Source organism: Nostoc sp., from assembly GCF_036917315.1.
Lineage (GTDB): Bacteria > Cyanobacteriota > Cyanobacteriia > Cyanobacteriales > Nostocaceae > Nostoc.
The window spans coordinates 205,506-227,967 of sequence record NZ_JBALDR010000012.1 but is presented as its reverse complement, the minus strand read 5'-3'; the positions used below and the strand labels follow the sequence as shown (position 1 = coordinate 227,967).

The 22,462-nt window shown below is 43.5% G+C and carries 23 protein-coding genes; 10 read left to right on the top strand and 13 right to left on the bottom strand.

From position 1 onward, the window contains the following. Positions 1-312: 312 nt before the first annotated feature. Positions 313-480 (top strand): hypothetical protein, encoded by a 168-nt coding sequence (locus V7K84_RS05935; protein WP_012412073.1) that lies wholly within the window; start codon positions 313-315, stop codon positions 478-480. 169 nt (positions 481-649) lie between these two features. On the opposite strand, the gene argH is transcribed toward V7K84_RS05935, so the two are convergent. The 6 genes from argH to trmD all read right to left on the bottom strand — a co-directional run bounded on the left by argH (position 650) and on the right by trmD (position 6,455). After that, positions 650-2,035, bottom strand: coding sequence for an argininosuccinate lyase (gene argH / locus V7K84_RS05930; RefSeq protein ID WP_334836894.1), 1,386 nt, complete (start codon positions 2,033-2,035; stop codon positions 650-652). A 104-nt stretch (positions 2,036-2,139) separates the two neighbouring features. Next, a complete protein-coding gene (locus V7K84_RS05925) occupies positions 2,140-2,346 on the bottom strand; it encodes a hypothetical protein (RefSeq protein ID WP_292780927.1) in 207 nt (68 codons plus the stop codon). Positions 2,347-2,452: 106 nt separating this feature from the next. Next, complete coding sequence (larB, locus tag V7K84_RS05920) at positions 2,453-3,241, bottom strand: nickel pincer cofactor biosynthesis protein LarB (protein WP_334836893.1); 789 nt, start codon at positions 3,239-3,241, stop codon at positions 2,453-2,455. A 78-nt stretch (positions 3,242-3,319) separates the two neighbouring features. Then, positions 3,320-5,101 (bottom strand): ABC transporter substrate-binding protein, encoded by a 1,782-nt coding sequence (locus tag V7K84_RS05915; RefSeq protein ID WP_334836892.1) that lies wholly within the window; start codon positions 5,099-5,101, stop codon positions 3,320-3,322. Positions 5,102-5,164: 63 nt separating this feature from the next. Next, positions 5,165-5,650, bottom strand: a complete 486-nt coding sequence (ispF, locus tag V7K84_RS05910; protein WP_334836891.1) for a 2-C-methyl-D-erythritol 2,4-cyclodiphosphate synthase — start codon at positions 5,648-5,650, stop codon at positions 5,165-5,167. A gap of 31 nt (positions 5,651-5,681) precedes the next feature. Beyond that, on the bottom strand, positions 5,682-6,455 hold the full coding sequence (trmD, locus tag V7K84_RS05905; RefSeq protein ID WP_334836890.1) for a tRNA (guanosine(37)-N1)-methyltransferase TrmD: 774 nt from the start codon (positions 6,453-6,455) through the stop codon (positions 5,682-5,684). Positions 6,456-6,993: 538 nt separating this feature from the next. On the opposite strand from trmD, the gene V7K84_RS05900 reads away from it, so the two are divergent. Together V7K84_RS05900 and cphA are read left to right on the top strand one after the other, a co-directional pair. Further along, complete coding sequence (locus V7K84_RS05900; RefSeq protein WP_094348499.1) at positions 6,994-7,857, top strand: cyanophycinase; 864 nt, start codon at positions 6,994-6,996, stop codon at positions 7,855-7,857. A 174-nt stretch (positions 7,858-8,031) separates the two neighbouring features. Continuing rightward, entirely contained in the window at positions 8,032-10,737 is a 2,706-nt protein-coding gene (gene cphA / locus V7K84_RS05895) for a cyanophycin synthetase (protein WP_334836968.1), read from the top strand. Between the two features lie 41 nt (positions 10,738-10,778). Here cphA and tatA read toward each other — a convergent pair whose 3' ends face one another. Together tatA and V7K84_RS05885 are read right to left on the bottom strand one after the other, a co-directional pair. Further along, positions 10,779-10,952: a twin-arginine translocase TatA/TatE family subunit gene (gene tatA / locus V7K84_RS05890; protein WP_094348761.1), complete on the bottom strand. Its 174-nt coding sequence runs from the start codon at positions 10,950-10,952 to the stop codon at positions 10,779-10,781. A gap of 81 nt (positions 10,953-11,033) precedes the next feature. Next, entirely contained in the window at positions 11,034-12,437 is a 1,404-nt protein-coding gene (locus V7K84_RS05885; protein WP_334836889.1) for a serine/threonine protein kinase, read from the bottom strand. 93 nt (positions 12,438-12,530) lie between these two features. Here V7K84_RS05885 and cbiT point away from each other — a divergent pair, with 93 nt between their 5' ends. Beyond that, positions 12,531-13,133, top strand: coding sequence for a precorrin-6Y C5,15-methyltransferase subunit CbiT (gene cbiT, locus V7K84_RS05880; RefSeq protein WP_334836888.1), 603 nt, complete (start codon positions 12,531-12,533; stop codon positions 13,131-13,133). 290 nt (positions 13,134-13,423) lie between these two features. Further along, positions 13,424-14,311 carry a phosphatidate cytidylyltransferase gene (locus tag V7K84_RS05875; protein WP_334836887.1) on the top strand — a complete coding sequence of 296 codons (888 nt, stop codon included), beginning with the start codon at positions 13,424-13,426 and terminating at the stop codon, positions 14,309-14,311. Positions 14,312-14,505: 194 nt separating this feature from the next. Here the strand turns inward: V7K84_RS05875 and V7K84_RS05870 are convergent, their stop codons facing one another. Further along, complete coding sequence (locus V7K84_RS05870; protein ID WP_334836886.1) at positions 14,506-15,219, bottom strand: LmeA family phospholipid-binding protein; 714 nt, start codon at positions 15,217-15,219, stop codon at positions 14,506-14,508. Between the two features lie 134 nt (positions 15,220-15,353). On the opposite strand from V7K84_RS05870, the gene V7K84_RS05865 reads away from it, so the two are divergent. Continuing rightward, positions 15,354-16,112: a pseudouridine synthase gene (locus tag V7K84_RS05865; protein ID WP_334836885.1), complete on the top strand. Its 759-nt coding sequence runs from the start codon at positions 15,354-15,356 to the stop codon at positions 16,110-16,112. A gap of 29 nt (positions 16,113-16,141) precedes the next feature. After that, complete coding sequence (locus V7K84_RS05860; protein ID WP_334836884.1) at positions 16,142-16,954, top strand: helix-turn-helix domain-containing protein; 813 nt, start codon at positions 16,142-16,144, stop codon at positions 16,952-16,954. A 278-nt stretch (positions 16,955-17,232) separates the two neighbouring features. Here the strand turns inward: V7K84_RS05860 and malQ are convergent, their stop codons facing one another. Both malQ and V7K84_RS05850 read right to left on the bottom strand, forming a co-directional pair. Continuing rightward, the gene (gene malQ / locus V7K84_RS05855; RefSeq protein ID WP_334836883.1) at positions 17,233-18,741 is read right to left on the bottom strand and encodes a 4-alpha-glucanotransferase; all 1,509 of its coding nucleotides are present in this window, start codon (positions 18,739-18,741) and stop codon (positions 17,233-17,235) included. Then, positions 18,728-18,859, bottom strand: coding sequence for a hypothetical protein (locus V7K84_RS05850; RefSeq protein WP_334836882.1), 132 nt, complete (start codon positions 18,857-18,859; stop codon positions 18,728-18,730). The genes malQ and V7K84_RS05850 overlap by 14 nt, the downstream gene beginning before the upstream one ends. A 179-nt stretch (positions 18,860-19,038) precedes the next feature. On the opposite strand from V7K84_RS05850, the gene V7K84_RS05845 reads away from it, so the two are divergent. Together V7K84_RS05845 and V7K84_RS05840 are read left to right on the top strand one after the other, a co-directional pair. After that, entirely contained in the window at positions 19,039-19,470 is a 432-nt protein-coding gene (locus tag V7K84_RS05845; RefSeq protein WP_334836881.1) for an NUDIX hydrolase, read from the top strand. Between the two features lie 109 nt (positions 19,471-19,579). Next, complete coding sequence (locus tag V7K84_RS05840) at positions 19,580-20,887, top strand: Rid family detoxifying hydrolase (protein ID WP_334836880.1); 1,308 nt, start codon at positions 19,580-19,582, stop codon at positions 20,885-20,887. 74 nt (positions 20,888-20,961) lie between these two features. On the opposite strand, the gene tumE is transcribed toward V7K84_RS05840, so the two are convergent. Together tumE and tumA are read right to left on the bottom strand one after the other, a co-directional pair. Further along, entirely contained in the window at positions 20,962-21,345 is a 384-nt protein-coding gene (tumE, locus tag V7K84_RS05835; protein WP_334836879.1) for a toxin TumE, read from the bottom strand. Then, a complete protein-coding gene (gene tumA / locus V7K84_RS05830; protein WP_334836878.1) occupies positions 21,335-21,565 on the bottom strand; it encodes an antitoxin TumA in 231 nt (76 codons plus the stop codon). Before tumA ends, tumE begins: the two co-directional genes overlap by 11 nt. A gap of 166 nt (positions 21,566-21,731) precedes the next feature. Here tumA and V7K84_RS05825 point away from each other — a divergent pair, with 166 nt between their 5' ends. Beyond that, entirely contained in the window at positions 21,732-22,205 is a 474-nt protein-coding gene (locus V7K84_RS05825) for a hypothetical protein (protein ID WP_334836877.1), read from the top strand. Positions 22,206-22,462: the final 257 nt, after the last annotated feature.

Below are 22,462 nucleotides of genomic sequence, written 5' to 3'. Positions count from 1 at the left end.
ATTCTTAAACCCAGCTATGCCTTATGAATTATTTCTTGATAATATTGGTTTGTTTCAAGAACAATAACTAATGAGCTAATTTCCAATCTATTAAATAGATTGGAATCTCAGAAAAGATATTTTTCGTCTTGCTAGCAGGGAAAATTCATAATTTTTATTGACAAACTTAGGTATAATGCGATAGACTAGTACACTGTTTAAAGCGTATTTATTGCTGCACTAGGCTAGAAGTATATCAATAACATTGGTAGCTAATATTGCCTAAGTGATGCCTAGTTGCTACTTTTTTGTTGTTTATTAATAGAGGTGAACATGGCCAAGCGCCGTAACCCGAAAAAAGAAAAGGCGCTACGTAACCAGGCGTATGCCAGAAAGTTTCGTAAACGGACTACGACAGGAAGAATGCAGAGAAGGTTCCAACAAAGACCACCAAAGAGTGAAGAAGAAGAAGGCGCAGCAACAGCAGCTGACACTGACTAAGGTGCTTGCCTAAATCCTTATTGTTTGGGTTATTTACCTTTTGGGGCGCACATTTATTTGTACGCCCTTATTTATTATTGGGCATTGGACAATTCAATTTTGGATTGAGGATTTTGGATTCAATTTCAATCTAAAATCCAAAATCTAAAATTCTTACTCCCCACTCCCTCTATTGAGCAATTTGAGCACGGGCGGCTATGAGTGCTTTGTTTACCTGTGCAAAGCCAGTGCCACCGTAACTGTTACGCGCAGCAACAACTTGACGGGGGGATATCGCCTCATAAATATCTGCTGCAAATGCCGGATGTAGTTGTTGCCACTCTTCCAATTTCAAATCTTTTAAGAGTTTACCTGCGGCAATACTAGTTTTTACTACCTTACCCACAAGGTTGTAAGCTTCCCGGAAAGGAACGCCCCGTGCTGCCAGATAATCTGCTACATCGGTAGCATTAGAAAAATCTTCTGCCACCGCTGATGCTAACCGTTGGGTACGAAATTCTAAGCCTTCCCTGAGCAAAATCGTCATTGCTTCTAGAGACGCTTTGACTGTGTTAACGCTATCAAATAGACCTTCTTTATCTTCTTGTAAGTCTTTGTTATATGCCAGGGGTAGCCCCTTCATAATCACTAACATCGCCTGGAGATGACCGAATACACGTCCTGTTTTCCCCCGCACCAATTCTGGGACATCGGGGTTTTTCTTTTGGGGCATGATACTGGAACCAGTAGCACAGCTATCTTTGAGGGTGACAAAGCGAAATTCTTCAGATGACCAAAGAATGACTTCTTCTGCAAGGCGGCTGAGGTGAACCATAATCAAGCTAGCAGCACACAAAAATTCGATCGCAAAATCGCGATCGCTCACTCCATCGAGGCTATTAGCATAAATATCGTCAAAATTCAAGAGTTTGGCTGTGTAGTGGCGATCGATGGGGAAAGTAGTTCCCGCTAAAGCACCACATCCCAAAGGTGAAATATTCACGCGGCGAGAAACATCTCCTAAGCGTTCCCAGTCACGTTGCGCCATTTGAAAGTATGCCAAAAGGTGGTGAGCTAAACTCACCGGTTGAGCGCGTTGGAGGTGGGTATAACCAGGAATCAGGGTTTCAACGTGCTTTTCGGCTATATCCAGTAAAACGCCTTGGAATTCTCGCAATTCGCTTTTGATTTGTTGGATTTGGTCGCGCAGGTAGAGTCTGGTATCAGTACCAACTTGGTCATTGCGCGATCGCGCTGTATGCAACTTTTTACCCACGTCGCCAACAATTTCTGTCAGTCGGCCTTCAACTGCAAAATGTACATCTTCAGCATCGACACCGGGCTGAAATTTTCCCTGGCGGTACTCTTGGCGAATTTGTTCTAAACCGACAACCAGTTGCTCTCCTTCTTCTGGGGAGATAATGCCTGTGTGAGCAAGCATTTTGGCATGAGCTTGAGAACCAGTGAGATCGTATTCGATTAATTCAATATCAAAACTTATGCTGGCATTAAAACGAGCGATCGCTGGATGCAACGCTGATTCAAACCGCTGGCTCCAAGTTTCTTTTTTGGTCATAAATTATGAAAAGAGTGGGCGAGAGTTAAGAGTTAAGAGTGAGGAATTATGAGTTTTTGACTCCTAACTTCTCACTCCTCACTTTCAACTCCTAACTTTTAAATTTAACCGTAGCTAGTTAGATTCCGAATCATATAGCCAATGACTAAACCAATCAACAATGCCCATACTTGACCTGTTTGTATAAAGTGGCTCCAAGCTTTTTGCATCTGACCCATAACGTTTGGATCGGTGATTGTTTGTGCTAGGGCTGTCCAATTTACAGGCAAATGCCAAAGTAACTGAGATGTCAAATCGCTGTAATTGCTCATCTTTGGTGATTAAGAAGTTAGGGGTGGCAAATTTCAGCATCAGTTTATTATTTACATTAATTACTGATATTTACTGAAATATTGGATGTAACTTCAATGTCTTAACTCAAGATGTAGCCGATGCCAACCGCAATTTCTCGGCAGTCCGCAAAATCTGTCCCGCCAAAACTGCTGCGCCAAAACCATTATCAATATTTACTACGCCTACTCCCGCTGCACAAGAGTTAAGCATTGTCAATAAAGGTGCTAAACCACCAAAACTTGCGCCATAACCAATGCTGGTGGGTACGGCAATCACGGGACAACTTGCTAAACCTGCGACAACGCTGGGTAAAGCGCCTTCCATCCCAGCTACAACAATCAACACTGATGCTGACTCAATCAGATGGCGGTTACTCAGCAACCGATGAATCCCAGCAACGCCAACATCCCAGAGACGCTGTACTCGAAAACCAGAAAGTTCAGCAGTGACAGCTGCTTCTTCAGCAACGGGTAAATCGGCGGTACCAGCAGAAAGAATGCCAATTTCACCCGCAAATTGTGGTTCGATAGTAAGGGGAGCGATCGCACAAATTCGCGCCGATTCGTAATATCGCAAACCGCTAACTTTTGATTCTAATACGGCATAAACTGCTGGTTCAATCCGAGTCGCCATCACCACCGGGTTGCGGAGGCGCATCACTTCCATAATTTGAGCAATTTGTTCGGGAGTTTTACCAGGGCCCCAAATCACCTCTGGGAAACCAGTTCTTAGCTGGCGATGATGGTCAATTTTGGCAAACTCACCCACAGATTCATAAGTTAAGTCTTTGAGTGAGTCTAAAGCCGTATCTGGGGTAACTTTACCATTGGCAACCGCGACGAGTAGCGATCGCAAAGTTTTTTCATCAGTCATTGGTAATTAGCCCTTTGTTCTTTGTCATTTATTCAGTAGTTCAATAACTAATTTCCAATACCTTATAATGCCCCATGATTAATCCGTGATTTTAATTTCATGAATGTTCCAGAATGCGCCACCAAGTGCAGAGTATTGGATGCCTTCAAAGCGATTACGCACTGCTGACATTGATAAAGCATTAACTAGATAAATAAACGGTAAATTTTCTTGGGTAATCTTTTGGGTTTCGGCATAAATTTCTTTCCGCTTTGCTGGATCTAATTCCCTTGCTCCTTGAATGTATAACCTAGCAATTTCTGCTTCCCAAGGAGCCACTTCCCAACCTTGCACTGGCTTTTGTCCAGCTTGGGGTTTCTGATTAAACATGTGTAATCCACCTTCGGGAGACCAGACATTAGCCCCATCATTTGGTTCTAAACCACCAGTCAGACCCAGCATAGAAACTTCCCAGTCTAATGAATTTGACAGCTTATCTGTGTAAGTATTCCATGCTAGAGGAGTGAAATCGACTTGAATACCAATTTTACTCAGGTCTTGTTTAATTTGCGATCCAATTGCTTCGCGGATTTTGTTACCAGCATTGGTGAGTAACGAGAAGCGGACGCGGTTTCCTCGATCGTCAATTAGTTGGTTGTTGTTATATTTGAATCCTGCTTTTAATAGCAGTTCCTTGGCCTTTTCTATATTGTAGTTATAAACTTTTAGACCTTCTTCTGGCGACAAATAATAAGGGCTTTGCACAGAAATTGGCGAATTTTGTGGTTTACCTAAGCCACGAAAAGTGTTGTTAATCATTGTTTGCCGATCAATTGCATAGGCTACTGCCTGCCGAAACTCTACAGTATTGAACCAACGCGATTTAACTGGATCGACCAGCGGTTTTCCATTCCTTTTACCTTTATTCAAATTGAATAAAACAAACGTCGTACCAGTTGCTGGGCCACCATTGAAAATTTTGAAATTTCCCTGCTCTTCTTGCACCTTTAGCAAAGAAAAATAATCTGGTGAGACTCCCACAGTATCTAATCCACCAGAACGAAATTGTAGCAAGGAGGTATCTGTTGATTCCACAATTTCCCAGATAATCCGTTCAATATAAGGCTGGGATTCTCCTTTTGGCCCTTTGCGCCAATAATAGGGGTTACGCCTGAACACTACACGCTGACTGGTGTCGTAGCGCTCTAGCTTGTAAGGGCCGTTAACGATAATTTGATCTAGAGGAGTATCAACACCCCACTTTGACAAAAATATGGGCTTACCCTCTTGGTCTTTTGTCTTGATAAATGGTTCTAGGGTGTGAGCAGGTAAAATTGGTAGTCCTAGAGTTCCCAAAAATGGTGCAAATGGTTCTGGAGTTGTGAATTCAATCCGTTGAGTATCGATTTTTCGTACCTTTGGTAAAGCCCGACTTTCACCAATCCGTAGCACATCTCTAGCATCTGCGGGAATCGCTTCATTCAGGTAAATTTGGTTGAAGGTAAATATTACATCATCTGCTGTTAAAGGTTCTCCATCAGACCATTTCAATTCCTTACGTAAGGTAAAAACAAATCGCAATTTGTCATCAGAAATTTCCCAAGACTCTGCTAAAGAAGGCTCAATTTTGCCAGTTATGGGGTTTTCAGAAGTTAATCCTTCATAAATCAGAGGAAAAACATTCGGAGATTCCTGACTCAAAGGATAGTTGAAGGTTTTGGGATCGCTAAGAATGGCACTTACCAATTGCGGCATTTGAGCAGCGGCACTTTTAAAGTTAGTGGGGTTGCAGGCGGTAAGTGTAAGTGCTGTTGCTGAAGTCAAAATTATTGGCAACCAAAAATAATTAATTGCCAGAAAAATTTGTCTAAAAAATTTCATAATTCCAAATTTATTTCCATCCTAATCAGCCTTCAATATCTCGATCAGAGGTTAAAACAAAAGTTACTCTGAAACAACTAGTAAGACAACAGCATAAGCACATATACCTTCTTCACGTCCAACGGGGCCTAATTTTTCGTTAGTGGTAGCTTTGATGCCAATTTGATTTGGTTCTAATTCTAAAACCGCCGCTAGTTTGTCACGCATATTGTGAATATGTGGTTTTAATTTTGGACGTTCTGCTACTATCACCGAGTCAATATTTCCCACCTGCCAGCCTCGATCCCGAATTAGTTGATTTACTTGAGTTAATAGTATTAAACTATCTGCTCCTGCCCATTGAGGATCGCTAGGCGGAAAATAATGACCAATATCTCCCAAAGATAATGCCCCAAGCATGGCATCCATAATTGCGTGTGTTAACACATCAGCGTCACTGTGCCCCAATAAACCGAGTTCATGGGTAATTTTAATTCCACCTAAAATCAAAGCGCGATCGCTCACCAGTTGATGAATATCGTAGCCATTACCAATACGAATTTTAGTCATTAGTTATTAGTCATTGGTCATTGGTCATTAGTCAAGAGTTAGAAATGAAATTATTATTCTCTCCCTGCTCCCCTGCTCCCCTGCTCCCCTGCTTCCCCTGCTTCCCCTGCTCCCCCTGCTCCCCCTGCGTCAATTTCTCCAAGAGATCGGGGCGGCGATCGCGGGTTTTTTGAATTTGTTGTTCGTAACGCCACCGGGCGATCGCTGCATGATTCCCACTAAGCAAGACATCAGGCACTTTCAACCCGCGAAAATTCGCAGGGCGAGTATATTGGGGATAGTCCAATAACCCTTCCTCAAAACTTTCTGCTATGAGGGATTCAGTTTTGGCAACGGTTCCTGGGAGCAGCCGCACGACGCCATTAATCAAAGCCATTGCTGGAATTTCCCCACCAGTCAGAATAAAATCGCCCAAAGATACTTCACGAGTTACCAAATGTAGTACCCTTTCATCAACTCCTTCGTAATGCCCACAAATAACTACTAACTGGTCATAATTTGTCACCAATTCTTTCAAAAGAGGTTGATTAATTGTTTGACCCTGTGGACTCATCAAAATTACTTCTCTTCGGGGTAGCATCGGCAGCGACTCCACAGCGGTAAAAATAGGTTCTGGCTTCATTAGCATCCCAACACCACCGCCGTAGGGTTCATCATCTACTTTTCGGTGCTTGTCAGTGGTAAAGTCCCGTGGATTAATCAGATGCACTTCGGCAATCTGTTTGGCTAAGGCTTTACCTAGCAGCCCAGAATTGAGAACAGAGTTAAAACAGTCAGGAAAAAGCGTAACTATATCAAAGCGCACAGTTATTCGTATTCGAGGACACTAATCTTAAATTTGAATGTCTAGCAAACACCAGCAAGCCAAGGTCGGGTTAAACTCCAGTTAAACTTTATCAATAGTATCTAAAACTACCAGACCTCCTGGATTTTAGATGGGATCAAAAGTTTTTCTAATTACTTAATTTATGTTTAAATGTTGTCACAACTACATTTAAATTAATAATCATATCAAGTTAACAACTTCCAGGATGCATCGAGCCAGCCTCAGAAAAAAGCGTAGTCTTAACTGCTCTTCCCCAACCATAAAGGGGGAATATAGCCACTTAAAGACTATTTTGCCCTGCTACAAGTGGACAGGTGAAAAACAAGGCGCTGGCTTTGAGGAATAGCAACAAACACGTTTAGACTGAGGTTTCGTGTGCGTTAAGCGAGAATTTGGAGAGTAGCCGATCCAGTTCCAAACTTCCAAAAAGTGTCCTCTCGAAAGTTGCAAAGCGCAAAAATTATCAGGCAACTGAACCTTGTTAAATTCACCTGAAGTTGTTGACAGGAGAACCAAAATGCCGCAATTACAAGCTAAATCGCTAGAAATGAGGACACCCCAAGCAACAAAAACCGCCGTTCTGGTTATCGGAGGTGCAGAAGATAAAGTTCATGGACGCGAAATCCTACGAACTTTTTTTGGACGTGCCGGTGCTAGTAAGGCTTATATTACAATTATTCCATCTGCCTCTCGCGAACCTGCCATCATCGGTGGTCGGTATATTCGCATTTTTGAAGAAATGGGTGCCCAGAAGGTAGAGATTTTAGACATCCGCGAACGAGAACAGTGTGAAGCTTCCCAGATCAAAGCATCCTTAGAAGCCTGTAGTGGGGTATTTTTGACAGGAGGAGACCAGCTGCGTCTTTGTGGCGTATTGGCAGATACGCCAGCAATGGAAATTATTCGTCAGCGGGTGAGGGCGGGGCAACTGACGTTAGCAGGTACCAGTGCAGGAGCAGCGGTGATGGGGCATCACATGATTGCAGGCGGCGGTAGTGGAGAGACGCCCAATCGTTCCCTAGTGGATATGGCAACGGGTTTGGGATTTATTCCAGAAGTGATCGTTGACCAACATTTTCACAACCGTAATCGGATGGGGCGACTGATTAGTGCGATCGCAGCTCATCCCGATCGCTTAGGTATTGGCATTGACGAAGATACTTGTGCTGTGTTTGAACGTGATGGTTGGTTACAAGTCATGGGCAAAGGCAGTGTCACCATTGTCGATCCCACTGAGCTAACCCACACCAACGAACCCCATGTCGGCGCTAATGAACCCTTAACCGTACATAATTTACGTCTTCATATCCTCAGCTACGGCGATCGCTTCCACTTGTACCAGCGGACTGTATTGCCTGCTGTACACCGAATCTCCAGCTGACGGGATAGAGTATCTGAGGTTACACTGAGTTGACCGCACATTTATTATTTCTTACCGTAGAAAAATGATAAGAATACCATGTAAAAAGAAAAAACTGTTTCTAGCGAACAGTTTAGCGGTCAATTCCAGTAAGAAACTAGAATTTTGGTTCCGAATCTCCATCTACCTATTCCCATGAGAATCCTCAAGATCCAGACATTACGCGGCCCAAACTATTGGAGCATTCGACGCCACAAGCTGATCGTCATGCGCCTCGATTTAGAAACCCTTGGCGAGACGCCCTCGAATGAAATCCCTGGCTTTTATGAAGGATTAGTTGAGGCGCTGCCAAGTCTGGAGGGCCACTATTGTTCGCCTGGCTGTCGTGGTGGTTTTCTAATGCGAGTCAAAGAAGGCACTATGATTGGCCACATAGTGGAACACGTAGCCTTAGAACTCCAAGAATTAGCTGGTATGCATGTCGGCTTTGGTCGCACCCGCGAAACTGCCACACCCGGAATTTACCAAGTAGTAATCGAATACCTGAATGAGGAAGCGGGACGCTACGCTGGACGAGCCGCAGTACGGCTGTGCCAGAGTATCGTCGATCGAGGACGTTATCCCAAGGCAGAACTAGAGCAAGATATCCAAGACCTGAAAGACTTCACGCGTGATGCTTCCTTAGGTCCTTCTACGGAAGCGATCGTCAAAGAAGCAGAAAAAAGAGGCATTCCCTGGATGTCGCTGGAAGCCCGCTTTTTGATTCAGCTAGGCTACGGCGTCAACCAGAAGCGGATGCAGGCCACGATGACGGACAACACGAGCATTCTGGGCGTAGAGCTAGCTTGCGATAAAGAAGCCACTAAACGTATCCTCGCTGCTGCTGGTGCGCCAGTACCCAGAGGTACAGTAATCAACTTCTTAGACGACTTAGAACAAGCCATTGAATTCGTTGGCGGCTATCCCATCGTTATCAAGCCACTAGATGGCAATCATGGACGTGGGATCACCATTGATATCAGAACTTGGGAAGAAGCTGAAGCTGGATATGAAGCTGCCAGACAAGTTTCCCGGTCAATTATTGTCGAAAGATATTACGTTGGGCGCGACCACAGGGTACTAGTGGTAAATGGAAAAGTAGTAGCAGTAGCCGAACGTGTCCCGGCTCATGTGATCGGCAACGGCAGATCCACCATCTCCGAACTAATCGAAGAAACCAACCTTGACCCAAATCGCGGTGAAGGACATGATAACGTCCTGACCAAAATTGAACTAGACCGCACCAGCTACCAGTTGCTAGAAAGGCAAGGTTACACCCTAAATAGCGTGCCACCCAAGGGTACTATTTGTTATCTCAGAGCAACGGCAAACTTAAGTACAGGTGGTAGTGCCGTCGATCGTACCGATGAAATTCACCCAGAAAATCTTTGGTTGGCACAACGAGTAGTCAAGATAATCGGTTTGGATATCGCCGGACTTGATATCGTCACCACAGATATTAGCCGTCCTCTGCGGGAAGTTGATGGCGTGATTGTTGAAGTTAACGCCGCTCCCGGCTTTCGGATGCACGTTGCCCCAAGCGTGGGTATTCCCCGCAACGTCGCTGGCGCAGTGATGGATATGCTGTTTCCTAACGAGCAATCTAGCCAAATTCCCATCCTCAGCATCACGGGTACTAATGGCAAAACCACCACTACTCGACTGCTAGCACATATTTATAAACAGACGGGGAAAGTCGTAGGTTATACTACTACCGATGGAACATATATCGGTGATTACTTAGTAGAAGCTGGTGATAATACAGGCCCCCAAAGTGCCCACGTCATCCTCCAAGATCCCACAGTAGAGGTAGCAGTGCTGGAAACAGCTCGCGGTGGCATTCTCCGCTCTGGATTGGGGTTTGAAGCCGCAAATGTGGGGGTGGTATTGAATGTAGCATCCGACCACTTAGGAATCGGCGATATAGATACCATTGAGCAGTTAGCTAACCTCAAAAGTGTAGTAGCGGAAGCTGTATTCCCTGATGGCTATGCGGTACTTAACGCCGACGATCGCCGCGTTGCTGCTATGTCAGAAAAAACTAAAGCTAATATTGCTTACTTCACCATGAATCCCGATTCGGAATTAGTGCGGAAGCACATCCAAAAGGGTGGAGTAGCGGCAGTATATGAAAATGGCTATTTGTCAATTGTTAAAGGTGATTGGACACACCGCATAGAAAGAGCCGAAAATATACCTTTAACAATGGGCGGACGTGCGCCGTTTATGATTGCCAACGCTTTAGCAGCAAGTTTGGCAGCGTTTGTGCAAAACGTCACAATTGAGCAGATTCGTGCTGGTTTGAAGACCTTCCGGGCTTCAGTTAGCCAAACACCGGGACGAATGAATCTATTTAATTTAGGCAACTACCACGCTTTGGTGGACTATGCCCACAACGCAGCCAGTTATGAAGCTGTAGGTTCCTTTGTGCGGAACTGGACTACAGGACAACGGATTGGCGTAATTGGCGGGCCAGGCGATCGCCGCGACGAAGACTTTGTTACTTTGGGCAAATTAGCAGCGCAAATTTTTGATTACATCATCATCAAAGAAGATGATGATACACGGGGAAGACTACGGGGATCAGCCGCCCAGTTGATTATTCAAGGCATCACGGAAGTTAAACCTGATATCCGCTATGAATCAATTCTGGATGAAACCCAAGCGATCAATAAAGGCTTAGACATGGCTCCTGATAACAGCCTGGTCGTAATTTTGCCAGAAAGTGTTACTCGCGCGATTAAGTTAATTAAGCTGCGTGGTTTAGCCAAGGAAGAGACACACCAACAAAATCCCGGCACAACTGTCATTGATTCCCAAAATGGGATCGCGCCTTCTTCTGTTGTTAATACCTTGCTGTAGTCAGGAGGAGTCAGTGCGCTGACTTCTCCTGACTATTTTAATTACTGTTTTTCTTCTTCCTGATTGGTTTCTTCACTGGGAGTTTTCATCTCTTCCTTAAAACCTCGTAAGGTTTTGCCCAGTGCAGTCCCCAGTTCAGGAATTTTTTTTGGGCCGAAAATTAGAATAGCGACTATGCTAATTACAGCTATTTCTGGCCATCCCAGTCCAAACATATAAATTTCCTCTAAGGCATCTGTAATTAAATATAGACATTGATGGCTCACATCCCATAAGTTCGCCACTGATGAGTGCAACTAACTTTTCATTGGATTGGTAATTGGCAAACCTAACCAATCGCTTAATTCATGAGCTAGCCATTCCAATTCCGCTTCCGATTTAATTGCACCATCACTACCACCAAGTTGATATTTTTTTACTCCTACCCAAATATCCAATTGTGCGGGAACAGCAATTCTCGTGCCTTCAGAATCTTTTGTAAAATGTTTGGGAATGTAAACTAATTTATTAATACTGTGTCTTGGCAATGCACGGGGACGATAAAATTTCCAAGCAAACAACTCCCAGGTTAGGGTTATTTGTTCGGGATTCAGGCGTAAGCAGATGCGTCCAAAAAAATGAAAGAAAAATTTATACACCATCATAAAGCCAGCACCCCAAAATGGAAGCGAGAACAAGGCAAAGGGGATGTTGACAGGAAAAGGTGCTGAGAGTGCGCCAATTGTCCAAAATAAGATAAATGAATTCCAGACGATCGCAAACAAACCTGTAAATATTATTGATGGATCGAAACCAGATGGTGGAACGATAATTTCTAAAGAATCCCCATTTTTGGTTAGTTGAATCTTACTTCCATTTGGTTTGCCAACAACCAAAGTAGGCAAATTTGTCGGTTGTGGTTTCTCTAAAGTTGCAATCGCTTGGTTAGCAGAACTCAAACGCCGTTCTAAACTAGGTTCAATCATCCACTTTAACCAATTGCTAAAGCTGGGACTCAGATTAGCCAATTGTTCAAACTGAATGCGAAAATCTTTTTGGGGTAAATCGGCTGGATGAGTCCCCGTCACCAAGTAAATTAAGGTTGCGCCTAAACTATAAAGGTCTGATGCTGCAACAGTGCGTCCGCCAAATTGCTCTGGTGGCATATAACCATAAGTTCCTACTACAGTTCTTGTGCCGGTTTCGCTAGCTAGGACAGTCTGCACTGAGCCAAAATCTACCAAATAAACTTGACCGACACTATTTCCAGAACGCTCCCCCAATAAAATATTGCTAGGCTTAATATCACGGTGAATTACAGGCGGATGTAGTTCATGTAGGTAAACGAGAATCTCTAAAAGTGCTTTGGCTATCTGTTTGACTTCAGCTTCGGTAAAAGTCCGCCCAGTTTGTAAACATTGCTCTAAAGTTTGTGCAGGGATATAAGTTTGTACTAGAGCAAATCCTTGGATGGTTGGTAAATTTACCTCAAAATAGTTTAAATAGCCAGGAATTGAGGGATGTGCTAGGTTTTTTAAAGTTTCAGCTTCTCGCTCAAACAACTTGAGTGAATCCCACTCAAAGTCACTACTAAAAGAGAGTAATTTAATGACAACTAATTTTTGAGTTTGCAAATCACGAGCTAATAGCGTCCGTCGCCCTGCTTTTTTTCCTAATAGCTGCTGAACTTCGTAGCGTTCGCCTAATATTTCACCAATCATTATGTTTTCTTATAATGCTACGGTTGAAAAGTTTTATAGCTGATAGCTTTTCAATTTGGCAAATCGATATCTTTAGTATAATTGCGTAATTCTATGACCTCCCAACTTTGGCCTTATATTACTCCAGGTATTCCCGATGACTTATTTGAGCATTTGCCAGGAATTCCCCTGAGCCAGCGAGAAGTCCGACTGCTATTGATTTCTCAACTGCGGCTAAAATCAGATTCTGTGTTGTGGGATATTGGTGCAGGGACAGGTACAATTCCGGTAGAGGTGGGGCTATTGTGTCCAGGCGGACAAATTATCGCTATCGAAAGGGATGAAGAAGTCGCTAATCTGATCAAGCGTAACTGCGATCGCTTTGATGTGAAAAATGTCGAAGTTGTCGAAGGCAGCGCCCCAGAGTGTTTACATGACCTCAAAATTACCCCTCATCGCGTTTGTATTGAGGGAGGACGACCTATTCAGGAAATTCTGCAAGCAGCTTGGCATTATTTGCCGCCATCCGGTCGGGTTGTAGCCACAGCTGCTAATCTAGAAAGTCTGTATGCTATTTCCCAGAGCTTTTCCCTATTAAGAGCTAGAAATATCGAAGTCGTTCAGTCTGCGGTTAACCGCCTAGAGACACGCGGCTTTTCTCAAACCTTTACCGCCGTCGATCCCATTTTTATCCTCAGTGGTGAGAAACTAGACTAAATCAAAAAGATTTTAGATTTTAGACTTCGGCTGCTTTCGACTTCGCTACCTCGGCTTTGCCCTTCTCCTGTCGGAGACGCTGCGCGTAGCTTGCTTCCCCGGAGGGGTACGGGTACGCTCAGGACAGGCTTGGCACAAGTCAAGGCAAGTCGCTCAGTCGAACGATTTTAGATTTTAGATTGGGGATTTAGGTGATATGTCATCAGAAACCAAGCCACAATTACCAATCCCTAATCTCGAATACCTAATCTCTAATCCAAAATCCAAAATCCAAAATCCAAAATACTTTTATGCCTTGGTCTCGGATTATTAGTGGAATTGTTGCGATCGCTCTTGCTCTTTCCGCAACCCTTTTGGGGGGTTGGTACTTTACCATCATCTTTGCGGTCATCATCTTTTTGGGCCAACAGGAATATTTTAATTTGGTGCGAGCCAGAGGCATCGCTCCCGCCGCTAAAACCACTATGGGTGTCAGCCAAGTCTTGCTGGTGATTTGTACCATTGATGGCAGTTTAGCTGACGCTGTGATGCCAATAGCTGGCACACTTATTTGTTTTTACTTGCTGTTTCAACCCAAATTTGCCACGATCGCTGATGTTTCCGCTTCTATTATGGGGCTGTTTTACGTCGGTTATTTACCAAGTTACTGGGTGCGATTACGAGCAATTGATAGCGCTGCTTTTAGCAATCTCCCTTTCGGAGGTTACTGGCCCACAACCTGGACAGATTTCTGGGAAAAGGCAAATTCCGCTTCTTTAGCACAAGGTTTTACAGCCACACTACTGACTTTTTTGTGTATTTGGGCAGCTGATATCGGTGCTTATACTATTGGCAAATTCTTTGGGAAAACCCGTTTGTCTGATATTAGCCCGAAAAAAACTGTCGAAGGGGCTGTCTTTGGTATCACTTCAAGTGTTGCCGTAGCCATAGCAGGAGCCTATTATCTTCACTTGCCCAAATCCCTCTTCACAGGTTTGGCATTGGGTTTGCTGATTGGCATTGCTAGTCTTTTAGGGGATCTGACAGAATCTATGCTCAAGCGGGATGCTGGAGTTAAAGATTCTGGGCAGTTAATCCCCGGTCATGGTGGTATTTTAGACCGTACCGATAGTTATATTTTTACTGCTCCTTTGGTTTACTATTTTGTGACATTACTTTTGCCACTACTTAGTAAATAGGTGAGTTGGGTATTGGGAAGAAGAGGCAGAGGGGCAGAGGGGCGGAGGGGCAGAGGGGCAGAGGGGCAGAGGAGATAAAACTGACTGCAACTTACTTCTCCCCTGCTCCCCTGCTCCTCCGCTCCCCTGCCTCTTGTTCCAAGAGATGCCACATCTTTTAAAATAGGGTATTAATATTTTTTAATTTGCGATCGTCAAGGGTTAACGTTAATCCGCCCACGACATACCAGCTTTCCTGGGATCAGCGTTAATTCTTCGATATCTACATCTGAGCCAAGATCCAGATTGTACTCATAATTGTCTTTTAATATATCTCCTTGGTCTGGTTTGATTGGGATATCTACCAGTTGCAACTCATGTCCACTGAGTAATTGTAAGCCCAGACAAATCTCTAGAGGCGTTGTTTCACTATTGGTTACTCTCAAACCTCGCAGTATAATTTGGTTGTTCCCAAGGAGAATTTCTTGCCACTTGATTGGTTGTGACTGGGGATAATCTTTTGGTAAAACCTTAACCAATAGATCGTTCAAAGCAGTCGATAATAAGTCTGATGAGAGAGAAGCATTCAGATCCTTCTCGTCTATGATTAAATCGCCAACCACTGGTACTGTTTCTAACAGTCGCAGAGATTTACCCTTGAGTACGGAACCGATATTTACTCGAATATTTTCTGCTATTAATTGAATTTGTGTAATTAGGAGACCTTGATAAACTGCATGAGTAGCAAAAACAGATACCGAAGGAATGCGTCCAGAGAAAAGTTGGCGATCGCTAGCTTTAATCTCTACTTCTAATTCCGATATTTGGCTGACCTGCGCTCTCAACCAGAGCTTGACTGCTGTTGTGAGTACCTGCGTAATTATGCGGATTTTATTTCCACTTGTTGTTTGGGGATTTTGCTCTGGCATTTAACCAATCTATTTAGGAGTATTTGCTCAACAACCGAACCGAAATTAAATAAGCTTTAAATGTAACATTTATGCCTACTCGCTACAAAATGCAAATATCATTTAATTGATAGCAGTAAATAAGCAATTTCCACATGGAGGTACGGTTACAAAAAATTCTTGCTCAATGGGGTATCGCCTCACGTCGTGAAGCCGAAGAAATGATTAGGCACTCACGGGTGCGGATTAATGGGGTATTGGCACATTTAGGTCAAAAAGTCGATCCCGAAAAAGATGCGATCGCAATTGATGGTAAGGCTGTATCCGAAAAGCAGCGTCCGCCTTTAATATATCTATTGCTGCACAAACCAGCGGGAGTGGTTTCGACTTGCTACGACCCTCATCACAGACCAACAGTCCTGGATCTACTACCGAAAGAATTACGGGAGGGTTCAGGTATTCACCCAGTTGGCCGTCTAGATGCAGACTCTACAGGAGCATTAATCCTGACTAATGACGGAGAACTGACATTTGGACTAACCCATCCACGTCACAGTATTTCCAAGACATATCATGTTTTGGTCAAAGGACATCCTCCAGAAACAGTACTACAGACGTGGCGTCAAGGTGTGATATTGGAGGGTAGAAAAACCAGGGCCGCTAAGGTACGCCTAATAGAACGTCGTACCGAGGAAAGCGTTTTAGAAATAGTGTTGCAGGAGGGAAGAAATCGCCAAATTCGCCGTATAGCTCAACAGTTGGGATACCCAGTAATCAAACTGCATCGGACTGCTATCGGCCCAATTCAATTACAAACTCCAAAGCAACCCTTTTTGTCAGAGGGTAAATATCGTTCCCTCAAAGATCGTGAGATTCACTTTTTGCAAGATCAGATAACGCAACCTAATTATTGATTCAGTGGAGTTAAGGAGTGTCAGTAGGCATGAAATGGCTAAGAAAGAAGAATAAGCACCAGCCATCACTTTCATTAGAGGAACAACGAGCCGAAAAGTTGGCAGAATTAGGCGCTCAACTTTGGGCATTGCGTCAAGAACAGGGTCTATCCCTAGAGCAAGTGGTTGCATTGACTCGGATTCCCCGAAGATTATTGCAGGCGATCGAAGAAGGTAATTTAAACGATCTACCAGAACCAGTCTATATTCAGGGTTTAATCAGGCAATTTGCCGATGCACTAGGCTTGAATGGAGTAGAATTTTCTGGCACTTTTCCAATCAGTTCTGCACAAGTTAGCCCTCTCAGTAGGGGGAATACTTCACCCCTGGCTCAACTACGTCCGATTCATCTTTACTTTCTTTACATATTGCTAATAGTATGCTCTGTAAATGGGTTGTCTCAGTTATTAAATAACGCTTTACTACAAGCAGGTAATAGCCCAAACCAGCAATATCCAAAACAAAAGTCTGTTGTTAAACCAGAACTAGCTCAACTAAAAGAGTCAACACAGGTACAACCTGTCAGCGATACCCTGAGCGGTGTCCAAAAGGGACAGGTTGTACAGGTTGGTGTGACTTTAAAAGCCTCATCTTGGATTCGTGTAGTAGCCGATGGCAAAACCGAGTTTGAGGGTATCCTGCCAGAGGGAACTCACCGAGTTTGGAAAGCCCAAGAGCAACTGACAGTGAAAACTGATAATGCTGGCGGTGTGTTGGTGAGCGTCAATCAAGAGAAAGCCAAGGAAATGGGAGAACCAGGGAAAGAGGAAGAAGTTAGGATTGCTGCCAAGCCTAAGTTTTGAGATGAGGGAGAAATCAATTCAAAATGACGCTCTCTACGAGACGCTACGCGAACGCGGACTCGCTAACGCTGCGCTAACAAAACTCAAAATTCTACTCTTACAGAGAAGCAAGCTACGCGCAGCGTCTCATAGAGAACAAAAAGACTGTGGAAGATGAGAAGGATAAGGGGGACAAGGAGAAAAGGAGGAAAAGGAAGCATTTATTCTTCCCTCTCCCTTGTCTTCCTTGTCTGCCTTCTTTTACCCATCTCCCCCTGCTTCCCCGATCAAGAACTACCTTATTGTGCTTCTGGGGCGCGTCCATTGAGTTTGGTAAGAACTTTTAAGCGATCGCGCAATTCGTCTGTTATCGCTCCTGGTTGATAGCGCCACTCCCAGTTACCCTCAGCAATACTGGGAAAATTCATCCGCGCTTCGTTTCCTAATCCCAAAATATCTTGCAAGGGAATAATCGCTTGATTGGCTATAGAACTCAAAGCTAGGCGAATCAAATCCCAGTGAATGCCATCAGGGCTGATAGAACCTAAATAAAGCAACAAGTTTTGCTTTTCCTCGTCCTCAGCTGTATTGAACCAGCCTATAGTTGTATCATTATCGTGAGTTCCGGTATAAACTACAGCATTGTGCCGATAATTGAATGGTAAAAATGGATTAGTGGAATCAGCACTAAAGGCAAATTGCAAAATTTTCATCCCCGGAAATTCATACTTGTCTCGCAGCGCTTCTACCCCCGGTGTAATTACTCCCAAATCTTCTGCTAAGACGGGTAGCTTGCCCAACTTTTGCCTAATCACTTCAAAAAAAGCATCTCCAGGCGCTTCCACCCATTTACCATTTATGGCAGTTTGTTCGCCTTGCGGCACAGCCCAATAAGCCTCGAAGCCGCGGAAGTGGTCAATACGAATTATATCTACATAATCCAGCATTGCCTCAAAGCGCTGTACCCACCATTTAAAGTCTTGTTTTTGCAATTCCTCCCAGTTGTAAACCGGGTTGCCCCACAATTGACCGGTGGCACTAAAGTAATCTGGTGGAACTCCTGCCATTTGAGCAGCAGCACCTGTCTCTTCGTCTAAGCAAAAAATGTTGGGATGGGCCCACACGTCGGCACTATCATGAGATACGTAGATGGGGATATCGCCAATAATGTTAATGCCGCGCATATTAGCGTAACTTTTTAGTTCTGACCACTGGCGAAAAAACTCAAATTGGACGAATTTGTAATAATAAATATCTCCATTGAGCCGATGCTGTGCTTGCTCCAATGCTTGGGGATCGCGCTTGACAAATTCTGGCTTCCATGCGTGCCAGTTTGCATTCTCGTTGGCATCTTTCAGCGCCATAAATAAGGCGTAATTATCTAGCCAATAAGCTTTACTGTCGCAAAAACCTGCAAACTCTTTCTGCTGGATGGGCGTAGCATTGGTTCTAAAGTTCTCACAGGCTTTTTTGAGTAGCCCAATCTTAATCGGCACAACCTGCTCGAAATCTACCTTTTCTAACGGAAATTCTGGTAAATTAGCAAAGTCTTCTTCAGATAGCAAACCCTCTTCTAAGAGCTTTTCTGGGCTAATTAACAGAGGACTTCCTGCCATTGCCGAGTAGCACATATACGGAGAATTGCCGTATCCAGTGGGGCCCAGTGGTAAAACTTGCCAATATTGTTGATGGCTCTCTTTAAGAAAATCAATGAAGTGATAGGCTTCTAAGCCTAAATCCCCAATGCCAAATCGACTGGGAAAGGAGGTAGGATGCAGCAAAATGCCACTGGATCTAGGAAAAGGCATAAGTAACCTGAATTATGAGAGGGAGCAATTGTCTGATGGAAACGCTAGGCGATCGCATCAAATTTATCACTGAACGGTATTTGTAGGGGAAATCAAGTAAACTCATTTTGTTTGTCATTTGTCTTTTGTCATTTGTCCTTTGGGAATAACCATTGACTAATACAACTCTTGGAGAGGCTGCGCCAATGACTACGCGGTAGTTGAATCTCGACTTCGCTCGATTTCCGCGCAATCGAAACTCAGTACAAGTGACTAATGACCAATGACTAATGACTAATGACTAATGACTAAATAAATATGACTTACCGAAATCCTACACCAACAGTTGATATCATCATTGAACTAGTAGATCGACCTCATCGGCCAATAGTGTTAATTGAAAGACATAATCTACCTTTAGGTTGGGCTATTCCTGGTGGTTTTGTAGATTATGGCGAAGCGGTGGAAGTGGCGGCGCGGCGAGAAGCTGAGGAAGAGACGGGTTTACAGGTGGAATTAGTTGAACAATTACTGGTATATTCTGACCCAAATCGCGATCCGCGTCAGCATACCATTAGTATTGTGTTTTTGGCGACAGCTACGGGGGAACCAAAGGCTGGTGATGATGCTCAGGGTGTAGGCATTTTTGAGTATTGGCGTGTGCCTGGTAATTTATGTTTTGACCACGATCGCATTCTGCGCGATTATTGGCGGTATCGGCATTATGGGATACGTCCGAGGTTGGGGTAAGAGGGACGAACCGCGAAGGCGCGAAGGACGCGAAGGAAGAGAGGAGAGGAATACCTATGACACAAAGTTTTTGTGATTATACTGTGTCAGTGGTATTTAAAGGTGCATTATGGACGCTGAGGAACTATTGGAGAAATACGCCGCAGGGGAACGGAAATTTCATTCAGAAAATTTGAGTGAAGAAAATCTCAAAGGTGCAGACCTCAGTGAAATAGACCTATACGGTGCAAATTTGGCTGGAGTTGATTTAAGTAGAGCGAATTTAACCCAAGCAAAGCTTAATAGTACAAATCTTACTAAAGCGTCTCTAGCAAATACAAAGTTAAATGCAGTAAGTGCTTCTTCAGCAATTTTTGCTTGGACAGACTTGTATGGTGCTGACTTAAGTTGGTCAACTCTCAATAGCGCAAATTTGAATTATGCAAACTTAGAACAGGCAAACCTGACAGGTGTAAACCTAAGTAGTGCAAAATTAATTTATGCGAACTTAGATACAGCAAATTTAAGTGGAGCAAATCTTAGTAGTGCAGACCTGACTGCGGCTTCCTTAGCTGAAGCTAATCTCAGTAAAACTAATCTAACTAAGGCAGATTTCGGTCAGGCGTACTTGATTGGAGCAAACTTAACTCTGGCAAACTTAACTGAGGCAATATTGCAAAGTGCCAAACTCCAAGGAAGTATATTTCATAGAGCTAATCTGTACCAAGCTGATCTCTCAGGTATGAATTTGGCTGGTATAGATTTTACAGCAGCATCTCTTCAAAGTACAAACCTTACAAAAGCATTTCTCCAAGAAGCAAATTTAGAAAAAGCCAATCTGCGATGGGCAAATTTAACCAAGGCAAATTTAGATGTAGCAAATTTGAGAAGGGCTGATTTAACTGGAGCAAATATCTATGAGGCAACCTTTAAAAATGCTGACCTAACTGGTGCGATAATGCCAGATGGAGAAGTCTACAAACCGATCGCAGCTGAAGCAGAAATCGGTAAACAGGAAACATCGTTAGAGAAAGTAATATCTATGACCCGTAAAGTAATTAATACTGATAACGCACCCGCACCAGTCGGCCCTTATAATCAAGCGATCGCAGCTTCAGGTCAATTTGTATTCATCGCTGGACAAATTGCCATCGATCCTCGCCTTGGTGATGTCGTCTACACTGATGATGTCAAAAAGCAAACTGAGCAGGTATTAGCTAATCTTGAAGCCATTCTCACAGCAGCTGGTGCGACTTTTGAAGATGTGGTAAAAACTACTGTATTTTTGGCTGATATGAATGATTTTGCGGCAGTGAATGCCGTATATGCGAAATATTTCCCGGAAAATACAGCCCCAGCACGGGCTTGTGTGCAGGTATCGCGCTTACCTAAAGATGTGTTGGTAGAGATTGATGCGATCGCTGTAATTAGCGGTTAGGAGAAATAGAACAATAAGTAAAATCTTAACTGTTCCATTTAATGGTTCTGTTTTGCAATGCAAATTTCATATTCTTACTCTAGAAACTCCATCACTTCTTGTAGCACATCGGCTATATGTGGCTTATCGCAAGCAATTACGTCGTTTAAAAGATGTTTATGGTGCGGGAAGCTAGGCAAGTTGGGAAAGTGCGGTGTACTGTCATAACGGAAAATCAGACTATTTTGCTCATCTTGAAAGTGATAGCGGTAATCAATATATGTAATTTGATTATCTACAATAACAAAGGCTTCACTGACTGCCAGTAAATATTTAAGAGCGAAACGTATCCTAATGCGGAGATTAGCTCTCTCTGTCGTTAAAATTACTGCACTAAATTCCTCAACGTATGTGTTATGGCAGTTGAGTAAAAGTTGCTCAACTTCATCTAAATAGGCTTGAATAACTTCACGCGACATCTCTGAGTTTGCTCTCTATTTCTTGGTGTAGAGCTAAATAATGTTGGTAGTTTGCTGCCCATTCGACAAACACTTCATCGTCAGAAGTTTCGCCTTGGCTATATTTAGCAAAAAATTCTTCTGAATTTATTTGGTACTTTATTTCATAAGTATTTAACTGTTTAGTAAGAGCAATCAGTGCATCTAGTGGAGATGTATATTCGATAATTTGTTTGCGCATTGATTTCTTGATTCAGTTTCATTAGTTTATCCTAAGCCTCTTCTTATAAACTCCCGTCTCTTTTTTGCAAATCTAGATAAAATTCTGTTAATTACCTCTCAACAAACGCGATCGCCTTTCTAACTTTGGGAATACTGAAATTAAGTACCTTAAAGGAGTATTAAAAATGGCAGAAAATCGTATCAGTGCCAGTTTAGCCCCAGCAGACAAAGAAGCGGTCATGCAGGCGATCGCTACAATTAGAGAAAAGTTACCGTTTTTGGTTGATTTGACCCCTGAAGATCGGCGAACAATGCTGAAGATGGGAGATAAAAGTCGGGCTTTTGTCGGCAAAGCTTTAGAAGTGGCAACACAAAACCCTAATTTTTTGCCTCGTTACTTTGATTTAGAAGAAATGCGCCGGGACTTGGAAATATATGAGGACTTGTATCCGGTGCTGTTGTCTCTAACGCAACTGCAAGAATTGGTGGATGATACCTGTATAGCTGCTGCTAGTGAAGCGTATGCAGCAGCACTAGCAGTTTATAGTTATGCCAAAGCTAGCGGTGATGTCGCAGGTTTAGATGCAGTAATTGATGAGATGGGACGCAGGTTTAACCGCCGTTCTAAGAAAAAGCAATCCGAAGTCCCAGTTAGCTAAAGCTTGAAACAGGCAACTATACCAGTTGTCAACTTAGTAAAATACACCTCATTTGTAGGGGCATAACAATGTTATGCCCTTTTTGCGTCTTGAATTCAAAGATTTTTGGAACCCGCGCAGGCGGGTTTTGTCTGTGTAGCCGCGACTTCTCAGTCGCCAGGGCATTTTTGAGCCTCAGAAGGTCAACGTCGAGCCTCAGAAGGTCAAAGTTGAGCCTCAGAAGGTCAACGTTGAGCCTCAGAAGGTCAAAGTTGAGC

What these genes read in the sequence shown, in the direction of transcription:
- V7K84_RS05935 (WP_012412073.1), top strand. Translation starts at nt 313, where the DNA reads ATGGCCAAGCGCCGTAACCCGAAAAAAGAAAAGGCGCTACGTAACCAG.
- argH (WP_334836894.1), bottom strand. Translation starts at nt 2,035, where the DNA reads ATGACCAAAAAAGAAACTTGGAGCCAGCGGTTTGAATCAGCGTTGCAT.
- V7K84_RS05925 (WP_292780927.1), bottom strand. Translation starts at nt 2,346, where the DNA reads ATGAGCAATTACAGCGATTTGACATCTCAGTTACTTTGGCATTTGCCT.
- larB (WP_334836893.1), bottom strand. Translation starts at nt 3,241, where the DNA reads ATGACTGATGAAAAAACTTTGCGATCGCTACTCGTCGCGGTTGCCAAT.
- V7K84_RS05915 (WP_334836892.1), bottom strand. Translation starts at nt 5,101, where the DNA reads ATGAAATTTTTTAGACAAATTTTTCTGGCAATTAATTATTTTTGGTTG.
- ispF (WP_334836891.1), bottom strand. Translation starts at nt 5,650, where the DNA reads ATGACTAAAATTCGTATTGGTAATGGCTACGATATTCATCAACTGGTG.
- V7K84_RS05900 (WP_094348499.1), top strand. Translation starts at nt 6,994, where the DNA reads ATGCCGCAATTACAAGCTAAATCGCTAGAAATGAGGACACCCCAAGCA.
- cphA (WP_334836968.1), top strand. Translation starts at nt 8,032, where the DNA reads ATGAGAATCCTCAAGATCCAGACATTACGCGGCCCAAACTATTGGAGC.
- tatA (WP_094348761.1), bottom strand. Translation starts at nt 10,952, where the DNA reads ATGTTTGGACTGGGATGGCCAGAAATAGCTGTAATTAGCATAGTCGCT.
- V7K84_RS05885 (WP_334836889.1), bottom strand. Translation starts at nt 12,437, where the DNA reads ATGATTGGTGAAATATTAGGCGAACGCTACGAAGTTCAGCAGCTATTA.
- cbiT (WP_334836888.1), top strand. Translation starts at nt 12,531, where the DNA reads ATGACCTCCCAACTTTGGCCTTATATTACTCCAGGTATTCCCGATGAC.
- V7K84_RS05875 (WP_334836887.1), top strand. Translation starts at nt 13,424, where the DNA reads ATGCCTTGGTCTCGGATTATTAGTGGAATTGTTGCGATCGCTCTTGCT.
- V7K84_RS05870 (WP_334836886.1), bottom strand. Translation starts at nt 15,219, where the DNA reads ATGCCAGAGCAAAATCCCCAAACAACAAGTGGAAATAAAATCCGCATA.
- V7K84_RS05865 (WP_334836885.1), top strand. Translation starts at nt 15,354, where the DNA reads ATGGAGGTACGGTTACAAAAAATTCTTGCTCAATGGGGTATCGCCTCA.
- V7K84_RS05860 (WP_334836884.1), top strand. Translation starts at nt 16,142, where the DNA reads ATGAAATGGCTAAGAAAGAAGAATAAGCACCAGCCATCACTTTCATTA.
- malQ (WP_334836883.1), bottom strand. Translation starts at nt 18,741, where the DNA reads ATGCCTTTTCCTAGATCCAGTGGCATTTTGCTGCATCCTACCTCCTTT.
- V7K84_RS05850 (WP_334836882.1), bottom strand. Translation starts at nt 18,859, where the DNA reads ATGACAAACAAAATGAGTTTACTTGATTTCCCCTACAAATACCGTTCA.
- V7K84_RS05845 (WP_334836881.1), top strand. Translation starts at nt 19,039, where the DNA reads ATGACTTACCGAAATCCTACACCAACAGTTGATATCATCATTGAACTA.
- V7K84_RS05840 (WP_334836880.1), top strand. Translation starts at nt 19,580, where the DNA reads ATGGACGCTGAGGAACTATTGGAGAAATACGCCGCAGGGGAACGGAAA.
- tumE (WP_334836879.1), bottom strand. Translation starts at nt 21,345, where the DNA reads ATGTCGCGTGAAGTTATTCAAGCCTATTTAGATGAAGTTGAGCAACTT.
- tumA (WP_334836878.1), bottom strand. Translation starts at nt 21,565, where the DNA reads ATGCGCAAACAAATTATCGAATATACATCTCCACTAGATGCACTGATT.
- V7K84_RS05825 (WP_334836877.1), top strand. Translation starts at nt 21,732, where the DNA reads ATGGCAGAAAATCGTATCAGTGCCAGTTTAGCCCCAGCAGACAAAGAA.